Genomic DNA, 21,815 nt, shown 5'->3' with positions numbered 1-21,815 from the left:
CGGAATGCCGACGCGGGCCGCGGCGGCTGCGTGCGGAGAGGCGGGCTGCCGGCCGGGCACGGACCCGGAACCGGCCGCCCGGCAGGCTGGTGCACAATGGCACCCGCGGGTCGAGACGACGGAGACAGCGGCATGGTGCAGTGGCGGGGGATCGACTTCACCGTGGACGGACGTGAGCCGACGACGGCCGAGGAGTTCTACCGGATCGGCCTGCACTGTTGGACGGGAACGCAGTACCGGGAGGCGGCCGCCCACTTCCTGGAAGGCGCGGCGTCCGCCGGTCATGCCGACGCCGTCGAGCTCCTGGGACACATCGACTTCGTGCAGGGACGCTACGCGAGCGCGGTGCCGCGGCTGCGGCAGAGCACCGGATCGCCGCGGGCCGCCCACTACCTCGCGACGCTCTACCAGCAGGGATGCCCGCAGGCGGGCATCGCCCGGTCGCTCGACGAGGCGGCCCGCTGGTACCGCACCGCCGCCGAACTGGGCGAGCCCGAAGCCATGCTGGCCCTGGGGGAGCTGTACCTCGAACGGCTGCTGCCCCTGACCCGTTCCCCCGCGGACCACGCCCTGGAGTACTTCCTGGCGGCCGCCGCGCGCCACCACCCCTACGCCCAGTACCGCGCGGCCGAGCTCTACCGCACCCTCCACCAGGACGCCGAGCGGGCCGTCGCCCTGTACCAGGACTGTGTGGACAACCCGCTGACTCCGCGCCATGCGCTCGGGTCGATGATGACCCTGCAGAGCTGGGCACACCTGCGCGAACTGTCGGCGACCCGCACGGCCCGGCTGCTGCAGCAGCGCCGTGACGCCGTCAACCCCGGGCAGCACCGCGGCGACTTCTACTGAACCCACCGTGCGGGCACCCCGGGCGGGACCGGCTGCTCGACCGGTCAGCTGCAGGCCAGGAGCCACAGGAACACGGCGACCGCCGTGACCACGTGCCCCGTCTCCTCGGTCTGGACCTGGAGCGCGTGCGGTACCCGGGCCCGCTCCCAGATCTCCGGGTCCGCGGGCTCCCGCGGCTCGGTCCGCCAGAGGCGTTCGATCTCCTCGGCGCTGGTCCGCAACGCGGCGCAGGCGAGCGCCGTCGCGCCGAGGACCTCGGCCAGTGGACCCGGGCGCCCGTCGTCCGCGGACGGCAGTGCGTCGGCGGTTGCCGCCAGCGCGGTGCCGGCACGGACCAGCCGCGACGCGCGCTCCAGCCAGCTCGGCCCCGGGCCCGCCGGGCCCGCCGGGGCGGTCGCGCGCTCCAGCTTCGGGCCGGTACGCCCGGCGACGAATCGGTCGTGGTCCGTGGGCTGCCAGGTTGCCGCGGCCCGGAGGTCGTCCGCCCGCTGCATGGCCTGTCGCGCCAGGGCCAGCAGCGCCGGCCAGTCTCCGTGTTCCCAGTCCGGTGTCGCCCGCAGCTCCCGGACGCGGTAGCCGAGGGTCCGTTGCACCTCGACGGGGTGATGGCGCGGCAGGTCGGCCGCGAGGTTGGCCTGGAGCACGTCCCTGATCCGGGCCACGGCGCGGGCACCACCCGACAAGGCCGCACCGGGATGGACCGCGCCGGGCCCCGGACCGTCCGACCGAGGACTGTCCGGCAGGAATCCGGTCGGCAGAAACCCGTCCGGAAGGGGCCTTCCGGCAGGGCTTCAGCGGACTCGGGGCCGCACTGGCGCACGGCCTCCGCCAGGGGGACGTCGTCGACCAGGACCCCGGCCTCCCGGGCCGCCCGCCACAGCACCAGGCCCACGGTGGGAGGACTGCTCCGCCACGGCCATTTGGTGCGCGGACCGGGCTGTGCGAGGAGCCGGCCCGTGCGGCCACCGAGGACGAGCGGCTGCTCCTCGTACCAGGCGACCAGCAGGTCCCCGTGCCGGCGCGCCCGTTCCCATGCCCCGCAGCCGTACGCGGCCCGATGCCCGTCCTCCCACCCGCTCATGTCCACGCGACGGACCGTAGCAAACCCCCACCGTTCGTCCCTTGGGCAGGAAATTCTTCGGCACGTCCCTGCGGCGGAGCCGCCAATTCGGCCGTCCTGGCCGGAGGATTTCCTGCCGTCAGCGCTGACCGATGGTCTCGGAACGAGGTCCGGAGGCGGCGAGGACGGCCGGCGGCCGCACAGCCTCGCCCGTCCGGTCTGGACACCGTGCATAGTGTGCCCATGGATCGATTCGTGGGTCGGGCCCGCCTCGAGTGGTGGGCCAATCACTCGACGTACCTTGAGATGTACGACATCGACATCACCGTCACTGTCGACGCGGCCGGCAGCTGGCGGGCAACCGGTCGGCATGCCACGGACCTCGACGCGACCGAGCGCGAGGGCTGGGACTTCCTCATGGGGATGGACCCCCACTTCTCCCTTGCGTTCGCCGACGAGGATCGCGGCGGCATCATGGTGCGGGTCGACGAGGCACAGAACGGCACCCTCACGCTCACGGAGGCGCCGGACTGGGACGGCTCCGTGAACGTCACCTTCGACCTCACCTGAGTTCAGACTCAAGGGCAGGAAACCGACTTCCACGGCGCCGGCCCGTCACCATCGAAACCCGGTCCTTGGTCACACTCGAAGAACCCGTGCGGCCACGGTCACCTCATGGTCGCCCGGCGGTGGCCGTCGAGCGAGTCGTCAAGTGCCGTCCCTCGGACGGGACTTCGGCCAAGTCGAGTTCGCCGACCCGCTGATCCCCGCTCGTCTCCCCGGTCGGCCGGAACCCCAGCCCCAGGTAGAAGCCTTCCGGGCCGTTTCCGCCCGGGTGCCAGGTGGTCGTCAGACGAGTGCCGCCGCGTCGGCGGATCTCGGCGGCCACGGATTGCACCGCGAAGCGGCCGTATCCACGCCCCTGTTCCCCCGCTGCGACGGTGAGGCGCCAGAGGCCGGAGCGAAGGTCGGTGCCCTGACCGTCACCGGCGAAGTCGACGTCGAAGAACGCCATGAGGAAACCGACGGGCCGGTCGCCGTCGAGGATGAGTCGGGGCCAAGCCGTGTCGGGGTGCACATACGCCTCGGCAAGTGACTTCACGACCGGAGCGACCAGGTGCTCCTGATCCGGGCGCACGTTCAGGTTGATCGCGGCATCGAAGTTGTCAGGGGTGATGTTCGCCAAGCTGAGCACGGTCTTCATGCGGGAACCATAGGCCAGTGGATCAAGCGGGTTTCGGCGACCGTCGCGAAGCCGTGCCGGATGACCGCGTCGCTCCACGGGCGTCCAGGTCAGGCGGCGGGCCGCGGGGCGGATCCGTCGCGGCGGCCGTCCCCGGTCACGGAGACGATCACGGCGGAGACCGCGGTGGTCACCAGGAGGCTCGCCACCATGACGAGGCCCACGCCGATCGCGAAGAGGCCGCTGGAGTCGTCCGACCAGTCGTACCAGGCGGCGGCGGTCAGACCGGCCGTGGTGCCGAGCGCCGCGGTCACGGTGTGGCGCCGGGCGGCTGCCCAGCACACCGGTACCAACAGGGTCAGCACCAACCCGATCACCTGCCAGGCCTCGTAGGGGCCCGTCACCGAACCGTCCGGGTGCACGTCACGCTGCTGGTCCCAGCCGAGCCAGGCGGCCCAGGCCGCCACGGGAGCGAGGGACAGCAGGAGGAGGGGAGCGGGATTCACGGTCTTCTGGCGCATGGCCCAAGGATCCCGGGATGCCCCGGCAGCGGGGCAGAGCACGGGTACTCACCTCCCGTTGAGTACCCGGCCGCCTGAACGCCCCCGGGCGGCGGCCGGTTCAGGAGTTCGCGAGCGCCGTCCAGACCCCCTCGGGGTGCGCGGCGGGGTGCAACCACAGCTGCGGCTGGGACCGGCGGTACTGCTCGTCGCTCTCGGGCTGCCACAGGAAGGAGCCGCCGGTGTCGGGCCACACCACCTCCAGGACCGGGAAGGGCGGCCGCCGGTAGAAGGCGATCGCGCAGCCGAAGAACGTCCGGTACCAGCGGAGATCGACGTTCTTCAGTACGACCGGAGCGCCCTCGACGACCCCGTGGTGCTCCTGGTCGGCCGCCGGCGCGGTCCCCGCCGCGGCCTTGTCGCCGAGCGCATTGAGCAGTGTCTGCATGGTGCGGACATCCAGGCCGAACATGGCGAGCTCGGGTGACCCGTGGGTGTGCCACAGCCCGATGGTGTAGGCGAACGCCGGCCCCTCGTCGTCGGCGGGGACCATCACCACGCTCCAGCCGTACTCCTGGACCTGCTCGACCGTCCTCCGGTCCATGTGGTCGGCCTCGTCACGGTCGCCGTAGTCGTGGCAGATGACGCAGCGACAGGCAGGACGATCAGGACGATCAGGGTGCATGCCACCGACCGTACCGGGCCCCGCGCGCGCCGGCGTCCCACCCCGGCCGGTTCAGGCCCGGTGGCCGGCGGCCGGACGGGGGCCCGGCGCCTGCCGCCCCCGCTGCGCCGGGGCCCGGGCTGGGCCTCCTCACGCAGCCGGTGGGTGTGCTGCTGCTGGATGCCACGGCTGAAGGCGAGGAAGTCGATGACCACCTCCAGCTGTTCGGGGGTGAAGCGGTCGAGGACCCGGCGGCCGGCGTCGTCGAGGAACGGCGCCATCAGGGCGTAGGTGCGGTGCGCGGCGTCGGGGGTGACGCGGACGAGGGTCTTGCGCCCGTCGGTGGGGTGCGGGGTGCGGGTGAGATAGCCGAGCTTCTCCAGGCGGTCGAGCATCGTGGTGACGCTGCCCGTGGTGAGACCCAGCTCGGAGGCGAGCTCGCGGGGGTGGTCTCCTCGGTGGCGAGGAGGATCTCCAGGCAGCGCAGATCCGTCTCGTTGACCCCGAGACGGTGCGCGATCACCCGGTCGAAGTCGTCGACCGCGGACTGATAGCCCTGCACCGCTGCTCCGAGCCGGGCCATGACCGGATCCACTTCGCTTGACATTCGAGCTATCTCCCCTCATGGTTGGCCTCACTAGCTTGAAAGCCAAGATACATGACGGCCGAGCCGGGCTGCAGAAGCGCCCGGCCCCGCCGTCTCCTTGCCGCGCCCGCATACCCGCCGCGCCCTGTGTCACACGACTTGAGGTCACCATGGTCACCACCGCACCCGGACCCGGCGCCGGACCCGGCACCGGATTCGTCCCGTCCGCCACCGGCCGCCGCCGCAGCATCGCCCTGTTCGTCGTCCTCCTGGCGATGTTCATGGACCTGCTCGACAACACGATCATCAACGTGGCGCTGCCGTCCATCCACAAGGAACTCGGCGGCAGCTACTCCGCCGTGCAGTGGATCGCCGCCGGCTACACCCTCGCCTTCGCCCTCGCGCTGATCACCGGCAGCCGCCTCGGCGACATCCTCGGCCGCAGACGGCTCTTCCTGATCGGGACCGCCGGATTCACGGTCGCCTCCGCGCTGTGCGGCGCCTCCCGGAGCGGGAGCGAACTGATCTCCGCCCGGGTCCTCCAGGGCGTCACGGCGGCGCTCATGGTCCCCCAGGTCCTGGCCGTCGTCCAGACCATGTACGCGCCCAGGGACCGCGGCAAGGCGGTCGGCATGTTCGGTGCCCTGGCCGGGATGGCGACGGTCGGCGGACCGATCCTGGGCGCGCTGCTCACCAGCGGCGACATCGCGGGCCTGGGCTGGCGCTCGGTCTTCCTGGTGAACGTCCCCGTCGGGATCCTCGCCCTGGTCCTCGGCGCCCGGTACCTGCCCGAGTCGAAGGCCCCGCGGGCGGGCCGCCTGGACCTGGCCGGCGTCGCACTGTCCGCGCTCGCGCTCCTCCTGCTCGTCCTCCCGCTGATCAAGGGGCAGGACCTCGGCTGGCCCGCCTGGACCTTCGTGTCGATGGCCGGCTCGCTGGTCGTCCTTGCCGCCTTCGTCGCCCAGCAGCGGCGCCGCACACGCACGGCAGGTTCCCCGCTGGTCGAGCTCGGACTCTTCCGTCATCGGTCGTTCGCCGGCGGCCTGCTGGTCAACCTGCTGTTCATGGGCGGCGCCATCGGCTTCTTCCTCGTCCTCACCGTCTTCCTGCAGACCGGGCTCGGCTTCAGCGTCCTGCGCTCCGGCCTGACCGGGATCCCGTGGGGGCTGCTGGTGCCCGTGTTCGCCGGCGTCGGCGCCGGTGTCCTCGCCCCCAGGCTGGGCCGGCCCGTCCTGCAGCTCGGCCTGGTCCTCGACATCGTCGCGATGCTCGTCCTGATGTGGACGGTGGGGCGGGGCGACGTGACCTCCGTCGCGCTCGTCCCCGCGCTCGCGATCGGCGGCGCCGGCATGGGGCTCGTCGTCGCCCCGCTGCTCGACTTCACCCTCGCCGACGTCCCGGTCGCCGACGCGGGCTCCGCGTCCGGCCTCTACAACACCGTCCAGCAGATCGGCAGTGCCCTCGGTGTCGCCGGCCTCGGAGCGTTCTTCCTCGGTCGCACCGGCCACGCCGTCCCCGGCGCGACGGCTTTCGGCCCCGCCTTCCAGCACACCCTCTGGCTTCCCGGCGGAGCCTTCGCCGCAGCCCTGGCCGCGACCTTCCTCATGCCCCGGCACGCCGCCCACCACGACGACGTCGCCTGACCGACCCTGTCCGTCCCTGTCGTCCACCACAGAAGAGAGACCGTGATGTCCGAGAACGCCACGCCCGCCACCTCCCTCTCGACCGCACCCGCCCTGACCGCCGAGGACAGGCTCACCCTGCAGGTCGCTGCGCACGGCGTCGTCGCCCTGATGGCCGTCGCCGACCCCGGCGCCATCTCCTCCACCCGGGCCGGGATCGCCGGCGGCAAGGCGCTGTCCGCCGCCACCGGTCTGGTCGGCCATGTCCTGGCCGGCAAGCCCGCCGGCATGAGGCTCGGCGGCACCTCCACCGCCGACCTGGCCGACCAGGTGTTCGCCGCGCTCACCGCCTCCGTGCGCCTGCTCGGCGCCAAGGCCCCGCAGGAGGTCGAGAACTTCCGGGACACCGTCGGCACCGTCATGGCGGCCGCCTCCCGCGCCCACCGCGGACAGCCGGGTCCCGCCGAGGCCGCCATGATCCGCAAGATCACCGCGGCCCTCGACGCCGCTTGATCCCGCCGGCCCGACGGCCCGACCCGTCCGCTCGGTCCGTCCGCCCGACCCCCGTCCGCCGCGGGTGCGGCGCAGGTTACCCGAACGAGAACGGGCGGGCGTACGGCTCGGCCCTCACGCGGTCGTGGACCCCGCGCAGCCACGGCTGACGGACCGCAGGCAGCCGGGCCAACGTGTGGAGGAACACGGCCGAGTCGGGCCGGAACAGGTGGGGTGGGTGCATCGGCAGCGGATCGTCGCGGAGGACACCCTCGGGCGTCCCGCCCGTGACAGGGACGGCCGACCGTTCGTCGTGGAAGGCCAGATGCAGCCACACGTCGGCGGCCAACGGCACGGCAACGGCAGTGCCGGGCGGCTGCCACGCCCTCCCGGTCTGCGGGTGCCGTGGCACCAGGGCGATGTCGGGAGCAGGGTCCGGGGAGGCAGGCCCGGTCCGGCCAGGGCCAGGCCCTTGGTCGGTAGCTCCCGGGGGAGCAGCGCATCGAGCGCGCGGCCGAACGCGCTCGTGACGAGGCCGCCCGGGAGGGTCACGGGGGCGCCGGCCGAGGCCACCAGCAGGTGGGCCAGCGCCGACCCGACGGCCGCCTCCCACCGCGGGCTCCAGTGCCCGGACGGCTCGACCGGCGGCGTGCTCTCCCGTTCCTCCGCCAGCACCGCCCACTCGACCGGCCGGGGAGTCGGGCCGTCCCCGGGAACGCGGCGCACGGCGTTCGGGGCGAGCCTCGTCGACTGCCAGTACGAGCAGTCGTCGATGCGGGTCGCCACGGCCTGCCCGCAGTTCGCGCACGCCAGGTTCGGGCCGTCCCTCCCGTCCAGCCCCATGCAGCGGCCGTCGCACCGCTCCGGGATCAGGACGGTGCTGCGGGTGTCGCCCGGCGCGAGAACGATCGCTCCCGGTGCCCCGAAGGACAGCGAGGGGACCGGCGCGAACACATTGCGGGCTTCCGCTTCGTCAGCTCCGATCTCGCTCCACGAGCGCCAGGGAGGCCCGGCCGGCTCGGGGTCGACGGCGTACGTCCCCGGTGCCATGAGTGCGGGGAGCAGGAGGTGTCCGTACCTCTGGCGGGCATGGACGGGAAGCGCGACCCGGGACACGGCCCCGGTCAGTGCGGTTCCGCACCGCGCACACGCGAACACGGCCATCCGCCCTCCCACGCCCCTGGAGAGCCGAAGTATCCCCGCTCGGTGATCGACCGCCAACACCTTTCCACCGCACTGCCGAGGGCCGCACCGGGGCAGCGCACACGCCGGAGACGGACGACGGGTAACGGACGGGGCCGCCTCGACGCCGCCGGCGGTGGGCGGCAGCGTACCTCAGCGCATCAGGGCCGCGAGCACCCGCCGGGCGGCGGCACGGAACTCCTCGTCGCTGCGGATGATCTCGGTATGACTGCCCGAGCCCACGATGCGGCGGTCCCCGTCGGCGAGCAGCCGGACGCGTTCGAGTCGGGCGGGGGTGAAGGCGGTGGGGCCGAGTGCGGCGAGGGCCTCCAGCGCGGCCAGTGCGGAGTGGAGATGGGCGCCCGGCCGGAGACGCGCGAGAACGCGGTCGGCGAGCTCGGTGCGGCGCACACCGGCGGGGCGGTCGCTGTCCGGGTGGGTGGCCACCAGGGCCCGGGCGGCGGCCGCGACCGTGTCCGGTCGGTCGAGCATCGGCAACAGGTGGGGGACGGTCGGCAGGGCAGCAGGCCCGAGGGCGACGGCGACCTCGGCCGCGCGGTTTGCCGCCCGGTGACCCCAGGGTCTGCCCGCCCACGCCAGTCCTGCCAGGACGACGGGCAGGACCGGCGCCGGATCGTGCGTCAGCTCCCAGACCACGGCGGCCACCGCCAGCTCCGCGACGACCACGGTGCCGTGGGTCCGGGTCTCGGCCGGTTCGGCCAGCAGCGCCAGGAGTCGGGGAGCAGCGGACGGGCATGCTCGCCGAGCGCGACGACCGCCCCGGCGAACTCGTCGCCGATGCCGCTCGGCTCGCCGGGTGCCGGACGCAGGACGGCGAGCAGGGGGCCGGGGTCGCCCGTCTCCTGCTCCTCGTGGCACTACCCGCGTCCGGGCTCCGCGGAACCGGGAGACGCTCTACCAGCGGACCGCCGAGATCAGTCCGCCGGGCTGCTCCTCGCGCTGCGGCGGGGTGGTGATCGGGCGGCCGTAGGCGGCGGCACGCTCGCGCAGGGTGTGGCTGTCGGCCTCCCAGCCGTGTCCGGCCAGCCAGCCCACCGGGTCGTCGGGCATCTCCGAGACCCACATGGACGCTGCCGAGCCCGGTGCGGCGTCCGCGCCGAAGCGCTCGATCACGCCGCGCGAGCCCAAGGTCAGCCCCAGCCGGCTGCCTGCCGCCGACTGCGCGCCGATCCGGGCCAGCAGCAGCTCCACCGCGTCCTCGGGCAGATAGATCAGCAGTCCTTCGGCGATCCACACGGTCGGCGCGTCCGGGTCGTGCCCTGCGGCGGCCAGCGCAGCCGGCCAGTCCTCACGCAGATCCACCGCGACGGTGATCCGCTCGCAGCGTGCGACGGCCCGCTCCTGACGCAGCACCGAAGCCTTGAAGCCCAGTGGCGCGGCGGTGTCGACCTCGAACAGCCTTGTGCCCTCGGGCCAGTCCATCCGGAAGGCCCGGCTGTCCATGCCGGCGCCGAGCAGCACGACCTGCCGGATCCCGGACGCGGAGGCCTGCTGCAACAGGTCGTCGAGGAACTTCGTCCTGATGACGATGGAGAACGACACGGCGAGCCGGCGTCGTCGCGCGGCCTCGTCATCGGGCAGCGGTGGCGGGGAGGGCCACAGGCCGCCGGCGGCGGCGAAGGCCCGTGCCAGCGGGTCGCGGAACAGCGCGCCCTCCCGCTCGGTCTCCAGCGCCCGCACCCTGGCCACCCCCACCGCCGTGGCCCACACTCCCGACGGCTGCACCCGCTCCTGCTCATCAGTCACCGCGCCAGCCTAGATGACCGCTTCATAAGGGCCCGGTGAAGGAAGCCAGGATCATGCGCGGCCGGTCGGTCATGAGCGCACCGACCGCCCACGGCTGCCAAACCACCGTGATGCCGGATCTCGGGCGGCAGCCCGGAGCTGACCGTCGAGCCGGGAACGGGCAAGGGTCACGACCTGTGGATCACTGCAGTTCTTGGTCGGCCTTCGCTGAGAGGCTCTCCAGTTGTCGGCGAAGGCGCCTGACCTCTGCGACGAGGAGAGGAACGGTGTTGCGGGCGGCAGCGATGAAGAACGCGTTCTCGTCCCAGCGTTCGTCGGCGACGTCGACGTAACGGGGTTGCTGGACGAGCGTTGCCGCCACGATCTCGCGGTGGTCGAACCCGGGCCACCGCTTGGTAGGGCCGAGGTCGGGCACGGTGCTCACAGCGACGAGATTCATCGCGTTGGCATCGTCGAGGCCTTGGACATACCACGGCCCTGGGGTCGCGGCCTGAGCGAGTTCGTCGAGCTCGTCCAGCTCTTGGTCGGTAAGTCGTTCCGGGATGGCCATCGAGCCACCAGCTCCTCTCTCCACGAGTCGACCCCCGCGGACTCCACCAGCTCGAACACCCTGGCGAGGGCGACGGTCGTGCCTCCGGCAGGACACACGAGTGGGCCTGGCGCCCCACTCCCGGGTAAGCCGGGTCACGCCCCGGTGAGAGCCCGGGGGCCGATCGGGGTACTCTCGCCGGTCAGCGACAGGCGTTCTCACAAATCGGCTTTGGCACACATTCCGTGAGGACGATCGACGGCGCTGGCGTCCGTCAGCACCAGCAGACCGTGCCGTCAATCAGCCCAGCCCTCGGTGTTGGAGCAGGATTCGTAGGAGTAGCGGGTGTCGCGGTCCCACTCCTCACCTGTGATGCGCTGATATGCGCGGTCCGGTGCGTAGAGCAGGGGCTCGGCCCAGATGAGGTCGGTGGCGTAGGGAGTGAAGGCCGTCGGGTCCTGTAGGACGCTGTCGAACGCGGTGCGGCCGTCGGCAACGACCGCGGCACGGGTGTAGAGGAAGGCGTCATCGGACAGGTTGTGTCCGTACTCCTTGCGGTCCAGCCGGTAGAGCGCCCATGACAGCTGCTCGGCAAACCCGGTGACCAGCGACAGCGGGGACCGGGCAAGGCGTTCGGTCACTGTGGAGGCGAGGAGTTCGGCGTCAGGGTCGGCTTCCGTGGGCCTGCAGTCCTCGATGAGTTGCCAGAAGGCGTCCTCGTTCATGCCGGCGAGCATGCCGCAGGCGTCTGACAGTCCTGTCGAATCAGCACGCCACGAGGTCATCGCACCGCACCCTCGGATGCTGACGATTGCGCTTCGGAGTGACGATTCGTCGCGGGGCCGGCGGTCGGCACTTGCCCGCACCAGATCAGGTGACAGGAACGGGAGCGGCTGCCAAGGATGTGGCCGTGCCGACGATACGAACCGCCTCGCCCGAGGACGCTCCCCTGCTTGCGAGCCTGAACGGCATCGTTCACCAGCTGCATGTGGGGCACCGACCCGACCTGTTCGTCGACTCCCCGGATCAGGACGTCCTCGAAGCGTTCTTTCGGGCCCGGCTGACCGATCCCGCAGTCACAGCTTTCGTGGCCGAGCATCCGGACGGCAGGACCCTCGGGTACGCCCAGGCACGACTCGTCAGCTGGGATTCCGGGGCACTGGTCCGGTCGGACCTGGTCGTTTGTCTTGATCAGATCGCGGTGGTCCCCGATGCCACCGGCACGGGCGTCGGCTCGGCGCTGCTCGAAGCGGTACGGGAAGCGGGGCGCAGGGCCGGGTGTCGACGCCTGGTGACGGAAGTCCGGGACTTCAATGAAGGCGCGCGAGCGTTCTACGACGCCGCCGGTTTTCGGCGCATGAATGTGCGGCTGGATCAGCTGCTCTGACTCAGGCACCAAGGGTGAAGCCAAGTCGATGCATCGGTCGGGGCCTCCCGAGACGCCGGAGGAGGCGTGGGACCTCCGCCCGGGGCAGAACGGGCGCGGTGACTGATGCGTGACTGATTCCGCGGCGCCCGCCGCTTCCTACCGTGGGAACGACACCCGTACAGGAGGAGAATCTGATGACCGCCTACGCCGTCGCCCACGTCCACTCCGTCGAGTTCTGCCCGGACATCGTCGAGTACCTGGAGCGCATCGATGCCACCCTGGACCCTTTCGGGGGCCGCTTCCTGATCCACGGCGGAGCGGTGGAGGTGGTGGAGGGCTCCTGGGGCGAGGACCTCATCCTGATCGAGTTCCCCGACCGTGCGAACATGCTCGCCTGGTACGACTCGCCCGCCTACCGGGAGATCCTGCCGCTGCGCACCCGGCACATGGTGGCCGACGCGGTCATCGCGGACGGCGTGCCCGAGGGTACCGCGCCGCGAGCATGGTGAAGAAGATCCAGAACATGTGACGGACCGACGCTGGAGCGACACGCCGGGCGGGCGCCATCGACCCGCACCTGCCGGACGCGACCGGACGGTGCCGTGGCCCTGAATTCCGGGGTGCACCGTACACCGGGCGGACGTGGCGTCCGCCGGTGCCGGCGTGCCTCCGCACGCTCTGCCCGCCCGCGCTGCGGGGCGGCACGATGGACGGACCGGCCGGGGGACACCCGTTGGTCGTCCTGGGAGTGCGCCGCACGGGTGGGGACGGTTGGCTGGTGCGGGACGGGTACGTCGCTACCGAGCAAGGGGAACGATCATGGCTGTGGTGATGTCGATGGGCTGGGCCGGCGTGACGCCCGCCCAGTACGACCTGGTGCGGGACGCGGTCGACTGGGAGGAGGTCCCGGCGGCCGGTGGCCAGGTCCACGTCGCGTGGTTCGACGCCCAGGGTCTGCGCGTGACCGACGTGTGGACGTCGCAGCAGGCCTTCGAGGCGTTCATGGCCGAGCGCCTGGCGCCGGCCGTCGCGAAGGCCGGGATCACCGGCACCCCCGAGGTCTCCTTCTCGCCGCTCCACCGCCGGTTCGTCGCCCCCGGCATCAGCGGCGCCGAGTAGACCCCGTTGCGGCGGTGGCCCGGGCGTGCCCGGGCCACCGCCTTTTGGCATCCCGGTGACGGTTCGTCACCGACGCCTCGGCCCGCCCCTGATGTCCTGCGCCGGCGGGGCCCGGCCGACGATCGCCGGCAGTGCGTCGCGAATGCGATCCCGCTGCTGCCCAGCGGCCCGCCCCGACCTGAGGCGCGGCGAAGCGGGGACACCGCCGCGCGCTCGGCCCGCGGCCCCACGGCCCACGTCCGCCACAGCGATCCGCGACGCCGGGCTCTCGAACTGACAGGTCATCACCACTGAGTCGCCACCCCCTCTGCGCCCGCCCTCCTGCTCCGCTCGGGGCTCACGCGCGCCGACTTCTGCGCGCTTGATCCGCCCCGGCGATCTCCTGGCCTATCGTCATCACTCCATGGCTGATGCTGATGTGATCAACATTCCTCAAAAGGCCTGAGAATCCGACAGCTCGCGCCTATGATCCGAGCCTGACAAGAGTGATGTGGTGGGCGACACACCCATCCGTGCGCCTGCACGGGCCGTGCGACGTGCGCTCGGCAGCATGCCCACCCACCGCCGACCATTCCACGTGGGGGTTCCATGGCAGCAGGTGTCACCCGGCGGAGCGCCGGACGGAGTGTGGTGGCAGCGATGTCGCTGCTCGCCGGAGCGTTGACCCTCGGTGTTCCGTCCGCGTACGCCGACGGCGTTCCCGGGGACCGGGTCGCCCTGGAGGGGACGAAGCCCGCGTGGACGGCCGCGGCCGCCGACCAGGGCAGCACGGCCGCGTCCGCCCGGGTCGAGGCCCGCGTGTACCTGGCCGGCCGCGACGCGAAGGGCCTGACCGCGTTCGCGGAAGCGGTCTCCGACCCGCAGTCGCCGCAGTACGGCTCGTACCTGACGGCGCAGCAGGCCCAGGAGCGGTTCGGTGCGACGCAGGAGCAGATCGCGGCGGTCACCGGCTGGCTGCGCGCCTCCGGCCTGACCGTGACCGGCACGACCCAGCACTACATCGCGGTGGCGGGTGATGCGGCGGCCGTGCAGCGGGCGTTCTCGACCTCGCTGCACGACTACCGCAAGGACGGCCGGACGTACCGGGCGCCCGACCGTGCGGCCTCCGCCCCCGCGGCGGTGGCCGGCGCCGTCCTCACCGTGACCGGCCTCGACGGCGCGCCGCGCCGGGCGAAGCCGCAGGACACCCTGCCCGGTCCCGGGGACGGCTTCCGCAACGCCGGGCCGTACTCGACGTACTTCGGCTCGAACACCGCGTCCGGCCTGCCCTCCGTCAACGGCGCCAAGATCCCCTATGCCGTGCACGGCTACACGGGCCGTCAGCTGCGGGCGGCGTACGGCGCGGAGGGGTACACCGGCAAGGGCGTGACCGTCGCGATCACCGACGCCTACGCCTCGCCGACGATGGCGGCCGACGCGAGCACCTACGCCAAGCGCAACGGTGACCGCGCCTACCGCAAGGGCCAGTACACCGAGGTCCTCCCCGACTCCTACAACAGCGTGGACGACTGCGGTGGATCCGGCTGGTACGGGGAGCAGTCACTCGACGTCGAGGCGGTGCACGCGGTCGCCCCCGAGGCGAACATCGTCTACGTCGGCGCCGCGTCCTGCAACGACTCCGACCTGCTGGACGCCCTGACCAAGATCGTCGACCACCGGCTGGCCGACATCGTCTCCAACTCGTGGGGCGACATCGAGGGCAACGAGACCCCGGACAGCGCGGCGGCGTACGACCAGACCTTCAAGCTCGGCGCCGTCGAGGGCATCGGCTTCTACTTCTCCTCCGGCGACAACGGCGACGAGCTCGACAACACCGGGAAGAAGCAGGTCGACAGCCCCACCAACTCGGCCTGGGTGACGGCCGTCGGCGGCACCTCGCTGGCGGTCGGCCGCGGCGACACCTACCAGTTCGAGACGGGCTGGGGCACCCGGAAGGCCCTGCTGTCGGACGACGGTGCGAGCTGGACGGACTTCCCCGGTGCGTTCACCGGCGGCGCTGGCGGCGGTACGAGCGCCATCGTCAAGCAGCCGTTCTACCAGCGCGGCGTCGTGCCGGACACGCTGGCCAAGGCCAACGGCTCCACCCGGTTGCGCACGGTGCCGGACATCGCGGCCGTCGCCGACCCCAACACCGGCTTCCTGATGGGGCAGACGCAGTCCTGGCCGGACGGGACGGTCAGCTACGACGAGTACCGCATCGGCGGCACGTCGCTCGCCTCGCCCGTGATCGCCGGCGTTCAGGCGCTCGCCCAGCAGGCCCGCCGCGTCCCGATCGGCTTCGCCAACCCGTCGATCTACGCCCGCTACAACACCCGGCTGCTCCACGACGTGACGGACCAGCCGCTCGGCGCCGGTCACAGCCTCGCCGTGGCCCGGGTCGACTACGCGAACGGTGTCGACGCGGCGGGCGGCACCCGCACGTCCGTCCGCAGCCTCGGCATGGACAGTTCGTTGAACGCCGTCCGCGGCTACGACGACGTGACCGGAGTCGGCACACCGGCCCCCGGCTACGTGGCCTCCTTCGGCTTCCCGTTCCGCCGCTAGGTCCTTCCAGGGATCCCGTACGGCACGACGGTCCGACCCCGGCGCCCTGCGCCGGGGTCGGACCTGTTCGGCGGGGCGCCGAAATTGGCTCCCGCCCGTGTCCGCCCCCGGGATACGCTCCGCCGGTGATCGACAACGACGGGCGCGAGCCCGCGACATCCCCGAAGGGCAGCACCGCGAGCGTGCAGGTGCTGGCAGCGGTGCTGCTGACGGTCTGTGCCGTGGCCGGCGTGTGGGGGACCAGGGTGTTCGGCGGATCGTCCGCCCCGACCGCGAAGCCCGCTCCGTGCAACACGCCGAGGGCCGACGACTCGCCCGAGTACCCCGCGCTGTGCGCCGCGCTCAACCGCCCCGACCTGCCCGCCCTGCTCGGCATGCCGGACGACCACGTCTCGATCGCGCAGTCCGGGGGCGGACAGATCACCTTCGCCGACGGGACGAAGGAGTTCGACGCCTCCGCGCAGATCCAGATCGGTGCGGTCTGCGTGCGGATCTCCCACGACCCCCACTCCTCCGTCGAGGACCTTTCCTTCTTCCCGGGCCTGTTCGCCGAGCGGACGTCCGTGCTCGGCCGTCCCGCGGCGACCTACTCGGCCGGCACCGTGGCCCTCCTGGCCGGCGGCGCGAAGCCCGGGACGCGGCCGGGCGGCCTCGCGCACCACCTGGTCGTCGCGCAGGACCCGCACGCCGGCGGTGACGGGACGTACGAGATCGCCGTCTGGCGCCAGGACGACGTCGCGCCGGACGCCGATGTGCTGCTCCGGATCGCCGAGCAGGTCCTGCCGACCGTCCCGGGCTGGGGCACCGCGTCGTAGGACCGGGGCCCGTCCCCCTTCCGTCAGTCCGCGACCGGCCAGCTGAGCAGGGTCCGCAGGTCGGCCGGATCCATGTCCGGGGACGGCTGTGTGACGTAGGTTTCCCAGCGGTCCTCGCCGGCCCGCAGTCCCTGCGCCTGCAGCCAGGAGCGCAGGCGCTCCCAGGAGGCGCCGAGGCCGTCGAACGACCCGGCGTGCGTCAGCCGTGCGGCCCGGCCACCGGGGAGCGACCCGACCACGACCCCGGCCTCGGGACGGACCTCCCCGTCCGTGACGAACCCGACCTCCAGGTCCACGGTCGCCCCGGGTGTCCCGCGGTAGAGGCCGAAGGCGGGGCTCAGGAGGGTGATCCGCTGCGCCTGGACGGTGCGGGCGAGGGCGCCGAAGGAGGTGTCGAAGAAGTCCCGGAGATCGGACATCGGCACGACGCCGCGGACCACGGCCGTCGTCGCCGGGCGGAGATCCACGAGTTCCGGCTCCGGGGCACCGGCCGTGGTGTCGGGCGTGGGACTGTTCATGCTGCTCCGATCCGGGGTTCGCCGTCGCACGCCGGGTGCGGCCGGTGGTGGGCGCCGAGGGCCCGTGGGCCCCGCTCGCGCGGGCGCGGCCGGGGAGGCCGGCCGGGGGTCAGACGCGCTCGGCCACCGCGAGGTAGCGGTCGTCGGCGTCCGTGAAGGCGGTCATTCGCCAGCCCGAAGCCGCGAGCAGCGGGCGGAGGTTGGCTTCGGCCCGCAGGTCGTCCGGGGTGATCTCCCGCCCGTGCCGGGCGGCGAGCGCGGCCCGGCCGATCGGATGGAAGAGCGCGAGGCGGCCGCCTGGCCTGCAGACCCGGGCGAGTTCGCGCAGGCCGTCCGCGGGGCCGGACAGGTGGGAGATCAGCCCCGCGCCGAAGACCAGGTCGGCGACACCGTCGCGCAGCGGCAGCCGCGCGCAGTCCGCCAGCACCAGGGCCGCGTCGGCGCGGTGCGCGGACGCCTGCAGGAGCATCTCCGGGGTGAGGTCGACGCCGAGCACCGTGCCGGACGGCCCGACCGAGGCCCGCAGCAGCGGCAGAGCCCGTCCCGTGCCGCAGCCCGCGTCGATGACGAAGCCGCCGTAGCCGGGCGACACCTCGGCGATGGCGTCCGCGTAGCGCGGCGCGTCATCGGGGAACTTCGCGTCCCACCCCGCCGCCCGCGCCCCGAAGAACTCCTGCGTGCGTACCCGTTCAGCTCGGTCATCGCCCATGCGGGCAGCATAGGGCCCGGCCGCCGCCCGGACGGCCCGTCGGCGCGCGGCGGGAATCCTGCGCGATCCCGGTCGACCCCGCTCCGTCCCGATCGATCCCGGCGGACGCGTCGGGCCGGCCGGGCGAACGTGAGAATCAGCCGGGAGGTAAGGCTAGGATTGCCTCACCGGGTCTACGCTGCGGCTCCATGGAATCACTGCGGACGCTGCTGGAAGCGGTCCTCGCCGACGGTCACGCCGACCTGCCCAACGAGGCGGACGGCACCACCACCCTGTCGCTGGAGGCGGTGATCGCCCTGTGGGCGGCGGGCCCGGGAGCGCGCGGACGGCAGACCGTCGCCGCGCCCGGAACGTGCGTGGGTGGTGGCCGAGAGCGGCGGTGTGGTGCGCTCCGTGCTGCGGGTCGGCGGACACCGGTACCGCATCGACGTCACCGGCCGCGACGACGCCCTGTGCGGCGTGGCCGGCTGCCCGTGCCCCGCGATCGGCGCCGAACCGCTCCGGACGTGCAGTGACCACCTCGACCGACCCGGGTGCGCACCCCGAGCCGGCATCCGCGACCCGGACGGACTCACCGCCGAGCGCACCAGGGCCTGGCGTGAGCGGACGGACCTGGCTCGGGAGCAATTGCTCGACGACGAAGCCCTGCTCGCCCGATGGGAGGCCGTCGTCGAGCAGGACGTCCGCCACCCGGGCGACTGCGCCTGACCCGGCGGCGCGTCGCGCACGGGCCGAGGGTCTGCCGGACGTCCACCGGCCGCACGCTGCACTCGGCGCGGTGGGACGGGACCGGTGGAGCCCCGGGCGACGAGCTCGGTGGCGCGTTCGACGTGCAGGGTCTCGACGGCGTGACCCTCCATCAGGCGGATCAGCAGGCTGACCATCCGGCCGAGTTCCCCGAGCGGCTGCCGGACGGTGGTGAGCATCGGGACGGTGCTGCTGAGGTAGACGTCGTCGAAGCCCGCGATCGACAGGTCCTCCGGCACCCGCAGGCCGCGTTCGTGGGCGGCCCGGAGCACGGCCGCCCTTCGCTGTTCGAGATGATGGGGCTGTGGATCTCCGTTACTTCAATCAGACCGGCTGGACAGCGATCTTCAACGGCACCGAGACCGAGATCGGTCGCATGCTGCGTGTGGAGGGCTGGGACCGGCCCACCGGGGCGGCGCTGGTCGTCGACCGGAAGCGCGGAGCCCTTCGTCCGGTGACGGACTATGAGGACTTCTCCCATCTGGAGCCGGCCGACCAGGTCGTCGCCGCCGTGCCCGGCGGGGGATGGCGGGCTCACTGGACGGACCAAGGTCCCGGCGGAACCCCGCTGACCGAGCAGGTCCTCGCGTGGCTCATCACGTCGAAGGGGCGGGCGACGGCCATCACGGTCGACGCGTACGGCCATGTCGAGGACGCCGACAGTGCCGACACTTTCATCCCGCCGGGCGAGGAGCTCGGGCCGCAGACGGGATCGTGATCGGCGCAGCCGGCATTGCCTGACGGATCCGAGAGGGCGATGCACGCGTTGATATCCGGATCGTGAGTGGGTTGGGTGAGGTTGGTGGGTCGGGCGTCAGCGTGAGGGTCAGGGGCCGGGCTGGGTGATCACGTGCCGACCGGCTCACCCGGCCGGACCCCGACGAAGTCGCCGAGCTGTACGTTCCACTCCTGCAACCCCTGCTCTGCGGCGACTCCCCGGCCCTCCCGCCCGCATAGGCTCGTCCTGTCAACGGCGAACGCCGGCACAGAACTTCGACATCCTGGAGGTTTCCATGGCCAAGGGCTACTGGGTCAGCGTCTACCGCACCATCTCCGACCCCGAGAAGATGGCTGCCTACAGCAAGCTGGCCGGTCCGGCCGTCCGGGCCGCGGGCGGACGGGTCCTCTCCCGTGGCAGCCGGGTCGTCGCACACGACGACGGAATCGCCGAATTCACCGTCCTGATCGAGTTCGACAGCTTCGAGCAGGCCGTCGCCGCGCGCGAGAGCGAGCCTTACCAGGAGGCGCTGGCCGCTCTGTCCGACGGCGTCGAGCGCGACTTCCGGATCGTAGAGGGCGTCGACTGACACCGGCGATCGCATGGTGGCCGCCTCCCCGGCGGTCACCATGCCCGGGCCACCCTGCATCGGCAGCCGTCGCGACCTCACCCCGCGTCAGCTATCGATGCGGGTCGGCTGCTGCAACAGGTCCACCGACATTGACAAGCGATTGGATCTGATTCTGTTCCCTGGGGGCATGCTTGCTTGCGGCGCGCCTCGGACCGTGCGGCCCGCGCAGCGAACTGACTGGGTCAGGAAGAGCAAGGGTGTGCGGAGTGGTGACCGAGGAGGCTCGCGGCACCGCCCACCCAGACACTGCGTCCTTCCCCCTTGGTCAGGGTGAGGACCGCCGAACGGCCCGTCTGGGTGTATTGGGTGATCTGCAACTGTCGGCCTGCGTGGATGCGGGGGTCGGCGCTGACCTGGGCCGCGCTTGAAACGCCGGTGGCCCGGTCCACGGCGAGATCCCGGCCGAGGTACGCGTTCGTCTGGATCGCGCGTTCGGGCATACCTGTGATGTCGTTGCGGCAGAACAGATGGATCCCGTTGACGTTCAGCTCGCGCTGCAGGGCCATGAGCCGGTCGTAGTCCAGACCGCCCAGTTGTCGCTGCAGTCGGGCGAAGGCGCCGGGTGCCACCTCGACGGTCAACTTGGGCGAGCCGACGGACAGGACCGGCAGCCCGGCGGCCAGGGACGGAAGCGGCACGTGGAAGATCTCCTCCAATGCCTGCGCGCGGCCGTACGCGATCAAGGGCTCACTTGAGTCGAACTGAAGCATGACCGTGCCGTCGCCGGCAAGCGAGGCCCGTGCCGATCCGCCCGACGGCGTGGTGATCAGCAGGTCAAGGCCTGCGGTGATGGCCCCGGTCTGGGTGAGCGCGTGCACGGTGCCGATGAAGCCGTGGGCGCACGCTCCGAGTGCCTTCCCGGTCGGTGTCAGGACGGTCAGGTCGAGCTCGTACCCGGAAGGGCTCTGAAGCCCGGTCCGTTGGCGGACGGCATCGACGAAGACGGTCTCGGGGGCGCCGGTGCGCCGGGCCAGATCCCGGCGTTGGGCTGAGCTCAATGCTGCGACGTCGGCGCCGATGACGACAGCGAAGGGGTTGCCCAGCCCGTTGTTCGGATCGCGGGGGTCGACGAACGCCGAGCCGAGAACGACCCGGACACCGGCCTGCGGCACCACGCGTCGGTCTGCCGTTCTCGCCGCCGGGGAGCCGTGACGGGGCCCGGTCTGGTCCGTGCCGCTCATGCGTCGGGGCACAGGATGAACAGCGGGAAGGCGCGGTGGCTGGGCTGGTCGCCGGCCTGCCTCAGTGCCTCGCGGATGTCACGCAGGTGGCCGGTGGTCATCTGCAGTGGGGGCTCGTCGGGCTGGTAGACGGCGCGGATGGGATAGTCCACGCCCGGTTTCCGGGTCATCTCGATGTGGCAGCCGAGTACATGGGTGACCGTCCGGCGGTCGCAGAAGTCGATCAAGCGATCGATCGTCCGGCTGAATGCCTGCCAGTCCTTGATGGAGAGGCGGCCGGGGTAGACCGTGTCGCCGGTCAGGAGGAACCCGGTCCACGGGTCGTAGAACGTGACGGCGGCCTCGTGGTGGCCCGGGGTGGCCAGACATTCCAGCACTCGGCCCCCGAGGTCGATCTGCGCCACGGCTTCGGGGTGGTCGGTGAATCCGAAGTACGGCCAGGCGGTGGCCGGCTCCGCGCTGACAACCGTGGTGTCAGGGCGATCGGTGAACTGGCCGTCGCCCGCAATGTGGTCGCCGTGCGGATGGGTGTGCAGCACGAGCAGTTGGTACCCGTGCCGGGGGTGACGGGCGAGCCAGGAATCGATGAGCTCGTCGACCGCTCGGCGCAGAGGGAAGAACTCGGACGATGCAGTGGCCCCGGTGTCGATCAGCACCGCCCGGGCGTTGCCGAAGAACAGGAACAGGAACGGCGCCTCGTAGTCGATCGCCATGTTCTGCCGCAGGACGAACGTGTGCTCGTCGTAGGCATGGACCTGGATGTCCGGGTCGGTGTTGTGCTTGGCGGACGGTGATCCGTGGATCCACCGGACGTCCAGTCCATGAGGGCTGAGGGCCTCTCCGGTGAAGTCGATCAGGCAGGTGCGTGCGCCCATGACGTCTCCTCGAGTGCGTCGTCTTGGCGGGCCGGGTACGGCGCACATCTCGTCCGGGGCAGGCAGATCCAAGCCTCCGCCGCAACGCTAACACGGACGGTCGGGTCGCTTCACTGCCCACCGCAGCCACGCCCGTGTGACATGCCAGGCCCCGC

25 protein-coding genes, 2 pseudogenes and 1 riboswitch are annotated in these 21,815 nt (G+C 72.1%); of the genes and pseudogenes, 12 read left to right on the top strand and 15 right to left on the bottom strand.

Annotation, left to right across the window (positions count from 1 at the left end; genetic code table 11):
- Positions 1-132: 132 nt before the first annotated feature.
- Positions 133-849 carry a tetratricopeptide repeat protein gene (locus ABEB13_RS03575; protein WP_345704236.1) on the top strand — a complete coding sequence of 239 codons (717 nt, stop codon included), beginning with the start codon at positions 133-135 and terminating at the stop codon, positions 847-849.
- Between the two features lie 44 nt (positions 850-893).
- Here ABEB13_RS03575 and ABEB13_RS03570 read toward each other — a convergent pair whose 3' ends face one another.
- A complete protein-coding gene (locus tag ABEB13_RS03570; RefSeq protein ID WP_345704235.1) occupies positions 894-1,511 on the bottom strand; it encodes a hypothetical protein in 618 nt (205 codons plus the stop codon).
- A 641-nt stretch (positions 1,512-2,152) separates the two neighbouring features.
- Here ABEB13_RS03570 and ABEB13_RS03565 point away from each other — a divergent pair.
- Positions 2,153-2,479, top strand: a complete 327-nt coding sequence (locus ABEB13_RS03565; protein WP_345704234.1) for a hypothetical protein — start codon at positions 2,153-2,155, stop codon at positions 2,477-2,479.
- 103 nt (positions 2,480-2,582) lie between these two features.
- Here the strand turns inward: ABEB13_RS03565 and ABEB13_RS03560 are convergent, their stop codons facing one another.
- The 4 genes from ABEB13_RS03560 to ABEB13_RS03545 form a co-directional block, all read right to left on the bottom strand.
- On the bottom strand, positions 2,583-3,113 hold the full coding sequence (locus ABEB13_RS03560) for a GNAT family N-acetyltransferase (RefSeq protein WP_345704233.1): 531 nt from the start codon (positions 3,111-3,113) through the stop codon (positions 2,583-2,585).
- 89 nt (positions 3,114-3,202) lie between these two features.
- Complete coding sequence (locus ABEB13_RS03555) at positions 3,203-3,613, bottom strand: hypothetical protein (RefSeq protein ID WP_345704232.1); 411 nt, start codon at positions 3,611-3,613, stop codon at positions 3,203-3,205.
- Positions 3,614-3,713: 100 nt separating this feature from the next.
- Positions 3,714-4,196 (bottom strand): DUF4262 domain-containing protein, encoded by a 483-nt coding sequence (locus tag ABEB13_RS03550; RefSeq protein WP_345704231.1) that lies wholly within the window; start codon positions 4,194-4,196, stop codon positions 3,714-3,716.
- Positions 4,145-4,882 carry a MarR family winged helix-turn-helix transcriptional regulator gene (locus ABEB13_RS03545; RefSeq protein ID WP_345704230.1) on the bottom strand — a complete coding sequence of 246 codons (738 nt, stop codon included), beginning with the start codon at positions 4,880-4,882 and terminating at the stop codon, positions 4,145-4,147. The genes ABEB13_RS03550 and ABEB13_RS03545 overlap by 52 nt, the downstream gene beginning before the upstream one ends.
- Before the next feature lie 130 nt (positions 4,883-5,012).
- On the opposite strand from ABEB13_RS03545, the gene ABEB13_RS03540 reads away from it, so the two are divergent.
- Together ABEB13_RS03540 and ABEB13_RS03535 are read left to right on the top strand one after the other, a co-directional pair.
- Positions 5,013-6,485 (top strand): MFS transporter, encoded by a 1,473-nt coding sequence (locus tag ABEB13_RS03540; RefSeq protein WP_345704229.1) that lies wholly within the window; start codon positions 5,013-5,015, stop codon positions 6,483-6,485.
- Positions 6,486-6,530: 45 nt separating this feature from the next.
- Positions 6,531-6,977, top strand: a complete 447-nt coding sequence (locus tag ABEB13_RS03535) for a hypothetical protein (protein WP_345704228.1) — start codon at positions 6,531-6,533, stop codon at positions 6,975-6,977.
- Between the two features lie 76 nt (positions 6,978-7,053).
- Here ABEB13_RS03535 and ABEB13_RS03530 read toward each other — a convergent pair.
- From ABEB13_RS03530 to ABEB13_RS03510, 5 genes and pseudogenes are all read right to left on the bottom strand, one after another.
- Positions 7,054-8,120 (bottom strand): annotated as a pseudogene (locus tag ABEB13_RS03530) (hypothetical protein).
- Positions 8,121-8,291: 171 nt separating this feature from the next.
- On the bottom strand, positions 8,292-8,825 hold the full coding sequence (locus tag ABEB13_RS03525; RefSeq protein WP_345704227.1) for a hypothetical protein: 534 nt from the start codon (positions 8,823-8,825) through the stop codon (positions 8,292-8,294).
- Positions 8,826-9,053: 228 nt separating this feature from the next.
- The gene (locus ABEB13_RS03520) at positions 9,054-9,869 is read right to left on the bottom strand and encodes a class I SAM-dependent methyltransferase (protein WP_345709523.1); all 816 of its coding nucleotides are present in this window, start codon (positions 9,867-9,869) and stop codon (positions 9,054-9,056) included.
- A gap of 217 nt (positions 9,870-10,086) precedes the next feature.
- The gene (locus tag ABEB13_RS03515; RefSeq protein ID WP_345704226.1) at positions 10,087-10,455 is read right to left on the bottom strand and encodes a hypothetical protein; all 369 of its coding nucleotides are present in this window, start codon (positions 10,453-10,455) and stop codon (positions 10,087-10,089) included.
- A gap of 275 nt (positions 10,456-10,730) precedes the next feature.
- Entirely contained in the window at positions 10,731-11,159 is a 429-nt protein-coding gene (locus ABEB13_RS03510; RefSeq protein ID WP_345704225.1) for a DUF4240 domain-containing protein, read from the bottom strand.
- 185 nt (positions 11,160-11,344) lie between these two features.
- Here ABEB13_RS03510 and ABEB13_RS03505 point away from each other — a divergent pair, with 185 nt between their 5' ends.
- The 5 genes from ABEB13_RS03505 to ABEB13_RS03485 all read left to right on the top strand — a co-directional run bounded on the left by ABEB13_RS03505 (position 11,345) and on the right by ABEB13_RS03485 (position 16,281).
- Positions 11,345-11,821, top strand: coding sequence for a GNAT family N-acetyltransferase (locus ABEB13_RS03505; protein WP_345704224.1), 477 nt, complete (start codon positions 11,345-11,347; stop codon positions 11,819-11,821).
- 176 nt (positions 11,822-11,997) lie between these two features.
- On the top strand, positions 11,998-12,312 hold the full coding sequence (locus ABEB13_RS03500; protein WP_345704223.1) for a DUF1330 domain-containing protein: 315 nt from the start codon (positions 11,998-12,000) through the stop codon (positions 12,310-12,312).
- A gap of 310 nt (positions 12,313-12,622) precedes the next feature.
- Positions 12,623-12,922, top strand: coding sequence for a hypothetical protein (locus ABEB13_RS03495; protein ID WP_345704222.1), 300 nt, complete (start codon positions 12,623-12,625; stop codon positions 12,920-12,922).
- Between the two features lie 639 nt (positions 12,923-13,561).
- Complete coding sequence (locus tag ABEB13_RS03490) at positions 13,562-15,466, top strand: S53 family peptidase (RefSeq protein WP_345709522.1); 1,905 nt, start codon at positions 13,562-13,564, stop codon at positions 15,464-15,466.
- Positions 15,467-15,591: 125 nt separating this feature from the next.
- Positions 15,592-16,281, top strand: coding sequence for a DUF6215 domain-containing protein (locus ABEB13_RS03485; protein WP_345704221.1), 690 nt, complete (start codon positions 15,592-15,594; stop codon positions 16,279-16,281).
- A gap of 23 nt (positions 16,282-16,304) precedes the next feature.
- Here the strand turns inward: ABEB13_RS03485 and ABEB13_RS03480 are convergent, their stop codons facing one another.
- Positions 16,305-16,799, bottom strand: coding sequence for a GyrI-like domain-containing protein (locus ABEB13_RS03480; RefSeq protein WP_345704220.1), 495 nt, complete (start codon positions 16,797-16,799; stop codon positions 16,305-16,307).
- Between the two features lie 109 nt (positions 16,800-16,908).
- Positions 16,909-17,508 carry a class I SAM-dependent methyltransferase gene (locus tag ABEB13_RS03475; RefSeq protein ID WP_345704219.1) on the bottom strand — a complete coding sequence of 200 codons (600 nt, stop codon included), beginning with the start codon at positions 17,506-17,508 and terminating at the stop codon, positions 16,909-16,911.
- Positions 17,509-17,868: 360 nt separating this feature from the next.
- Here ABEB13_RS03475 and ABEB13_RS03470 point away from each other — a divergent pair, with 360 nt between their 5' ends.
- Positions 17,869-18,216: a hypothetical protein gene (locus tag ABEB13_RS03470; RefSeq protein WP_345709999.1), complete on the top strand. Its 348-nt coding sequence runs from the start codon at positions 17,869-17,871 to the stop codon at positions 18,214-18,216.
- 95 nt (positions 18,217-18,311) lie between these two features.
- Here the strand turns inward: ABEB13_RS03470 and ABEB13_RS03465 are convergent.
- Positions 18,312-18,527 (bottom strand): annotated as a pseudogene (locus ABEB13_RS03465) (substrate-binding domain-containing protein); the annotation flags it as partial.
- 32 nt (positions 18,528-18,559) lie between these two features.
- Between ABEB13_RS03465 and ABEB13_RS03460 the strand changes: the two are divergent.
- Both ABEB13_RS03460 and ABEB13_RS03455 read left to right on the top strand, forming a co-directional pair.
- Positions 18,560-18,973, top strand: coding sequence for a hypothetical protein (locus tag ABEB13_RS03460; RefSeq protein ID WP_345704218.1), 414 nt, complete (start codon positions 18,560-18,562; stop codon positions 18,971-18,973).
- Between the two features lie 295 nt (positions 18,974-19,268).
- Complete coding sequence (locus ABEB13_RS03455) at positions 19,269-19,562, top strand: DUF1330 domain-containing protein (protein ID WP_345704217.1); 294 nt, start codon at positions 19,269-19,271, stop codon at positions 19,560-19,562.
- A 224-nt stretch (positions 19,563-19,786) separates the two neighbouring features.
- On the opposite strand, the gene ABEB13_RS03450 is transcribed toward ABEB13_RS03455, so the two are convergent.
- On the bottom strand, positions 19,787-20,719 hold the full coding sequence (locus tag ABEB13_RS03450) for a hypothetical protein (RefSeq protein WP_345704216.1): 933 nt from the start codon (positions 20,717-20,719) through the stop codon (positions 19,787-19,789).
- Positions 20,720-20,781: 62 nt separating this feature from the next.
- Positions 20,782-21,660 carry an MBL fold metallo-hydrolase gene (locus ABEB13_RS03445; RefSeq protein WP_345704215.1) on the bottom strand — a complete coding sequence of 293 codons (879 nt, stop codon included), beginning with the start codon at positions 21,658-21,660 and terminating at the stop codon, positions 20,782-20,784.
- A gap of 12 nt (positions 21,661-21,672) precedes the next feature.
- A riboswitch (guanidine-III (ykkC-III) riboswitch) is annotated at positions 21,673-21,740 on the bottom strand.
- Between the last annotated feature and the right edge of the window lie 75 nt (positions 21,741-21,815).

The sequence above is a fragment of the Kitasatospora paranensis genome (assembly GCF_039544005.1).
Lineage (GTDB): Bacteria > Actinomycetota > Actinomycetes > Streptomycetales > Streptomycetaceae > Kitasatospora > Kitasatospora paranensis.
This window is presented reverse-complemented; position numbering and strand designations above follow the sequence as displayed.

What these genes read in the sequence shown, in the direction of transcription:
- ABEB13_RS03575 (WP_345704236.1), top strand. Translation starts at nt 133, where the DNA reads ATGGTGCAGTGGCGGGGGATCGACTTCACCGTGGACGGACGTGAGCCG.
- ABEB13_RS03565 (WP_345704234.1), top strand. Translation starts at nt 2,153, where the DNA reads ATGGATCGATTCGTGGGTCGGGCCCGCCTCGAGTGGTGGGCCAATCAC.
- ABEB13_RS03560 (WP_345704233.1), bottom strand. Translation starts at nt 3,113, where the DNA reads ATGAAGACCGTGCTCAGCTTGGCGAACATCACCCCTGACAACTTCGAT.
- ABEB13_RS03555 (WP_345704232.1), bottom strand. Translation starts at nt 3,613, where the DNA reads ATGCGCCAGAAGACCGTGAATCCCGCTCCCCTCCTCCTGCTGTCCCTC.
- ABEB13_RS03550 (WP_345704231.1), bottom strand. Translation starts at nt 4,196, where the DNA reads ATGGACCGGAGGACGGTCGAGCAGGTCCAGGAGTACGGCTGGAGCGTG.
- ABEB13_RS03545 (WP_345704230.1), bottom strand. Translation starts at nt 4,882, where the DNA reads ATGAGGGGAGATAGCTCGAATGTCAAGCGAAGTGGATCCGGTCATGGC.
- ABEB13_RS03540 (WP_345704229.1), top strand. Translation starts at nt 5,013, where the DNA reads ATGGTCACCACCGCACCCGGACCCGGCGCCGGACCCGGCACCGGATTC.
- ABEB13_RS03535 (WP_345704228.1), top strand. Translation starts at nt 6,531, where the DNA reads ATGTCCGAGAACGCCACGCCCGCCACCTCCCTCTCGACCGCACCCGCC.
- ABEB13_RS03515 (WP_345704226.1), bottom strand. Translation starts at nt 10,455, where the DNA reads ATGGCCATCCCGGAACGACTTACCGACCAAGAGCTGGACGAGCTCGAC.
- ABEB13_RS03510 (WP_345704225.1), bottom strand. Translation starts at nt 11,159, where the DNA reads ATGAACGAGGACGCCTTCTGGCAACTCATCGAGGACTGCAGGCCCACG.
- ABEB13_RS03500 (WP_345704223.1), top strand. Translation starts at nt 11,998, where the DNA reads ATGACCGCCTACGCCGTCGCCCACGTCCACTCCGTCGAGTTCTGCCCG.
- ABEB13_RS03495 (WP_345704222.1), top strand. Translation starts at nt 12,623, where the DNA reads ATGGCTGTGGTGATGTCGATGGGCTGGGCCGGCGTGACGCCCGCCCAG.
- ABEB13_RS03490 (WP_345709522.1), top strand. Translation starts at nt 13,562, where the DNA reads ATGTCGCTGCTCGCCGGAGCGTTGACCCTCGGTGTTCCGTCCGCGTAC.
- ABEB13_RS03480 (WP_345704220.1), bottom strand. Translation starts at nt 16,799, where the DNA reads ATGAACAGTCCCACGCCCGACACCACGGCCGGTGCCCCGGAGCCGGAA.
- ABEB13_RS03475 (WP_345704219.1), bottom strand. Translation starts at nt 17,508, where the DNA reads ATGGGCGATGACCGAGCTGAACGGGTACGCACGCAGGAGTTCTTCGGG.
- ABEB13_RS03455 (WP_345704217.1), top strand. Translation starts at nt 19,269, where the DNA reads ATGGCCAAGGGCTACTGGGTCAGCGTCTACCGCACCATCTCCGACCCC.
- ABEB13_RS03445 (WP_345704215.1), bottom strand. Translation starts at nt 21,660, where the DNA reads ATGGGCGCACGCACCTGCCTGATCGACTTCACCGGAGAGGCCCTCAGC.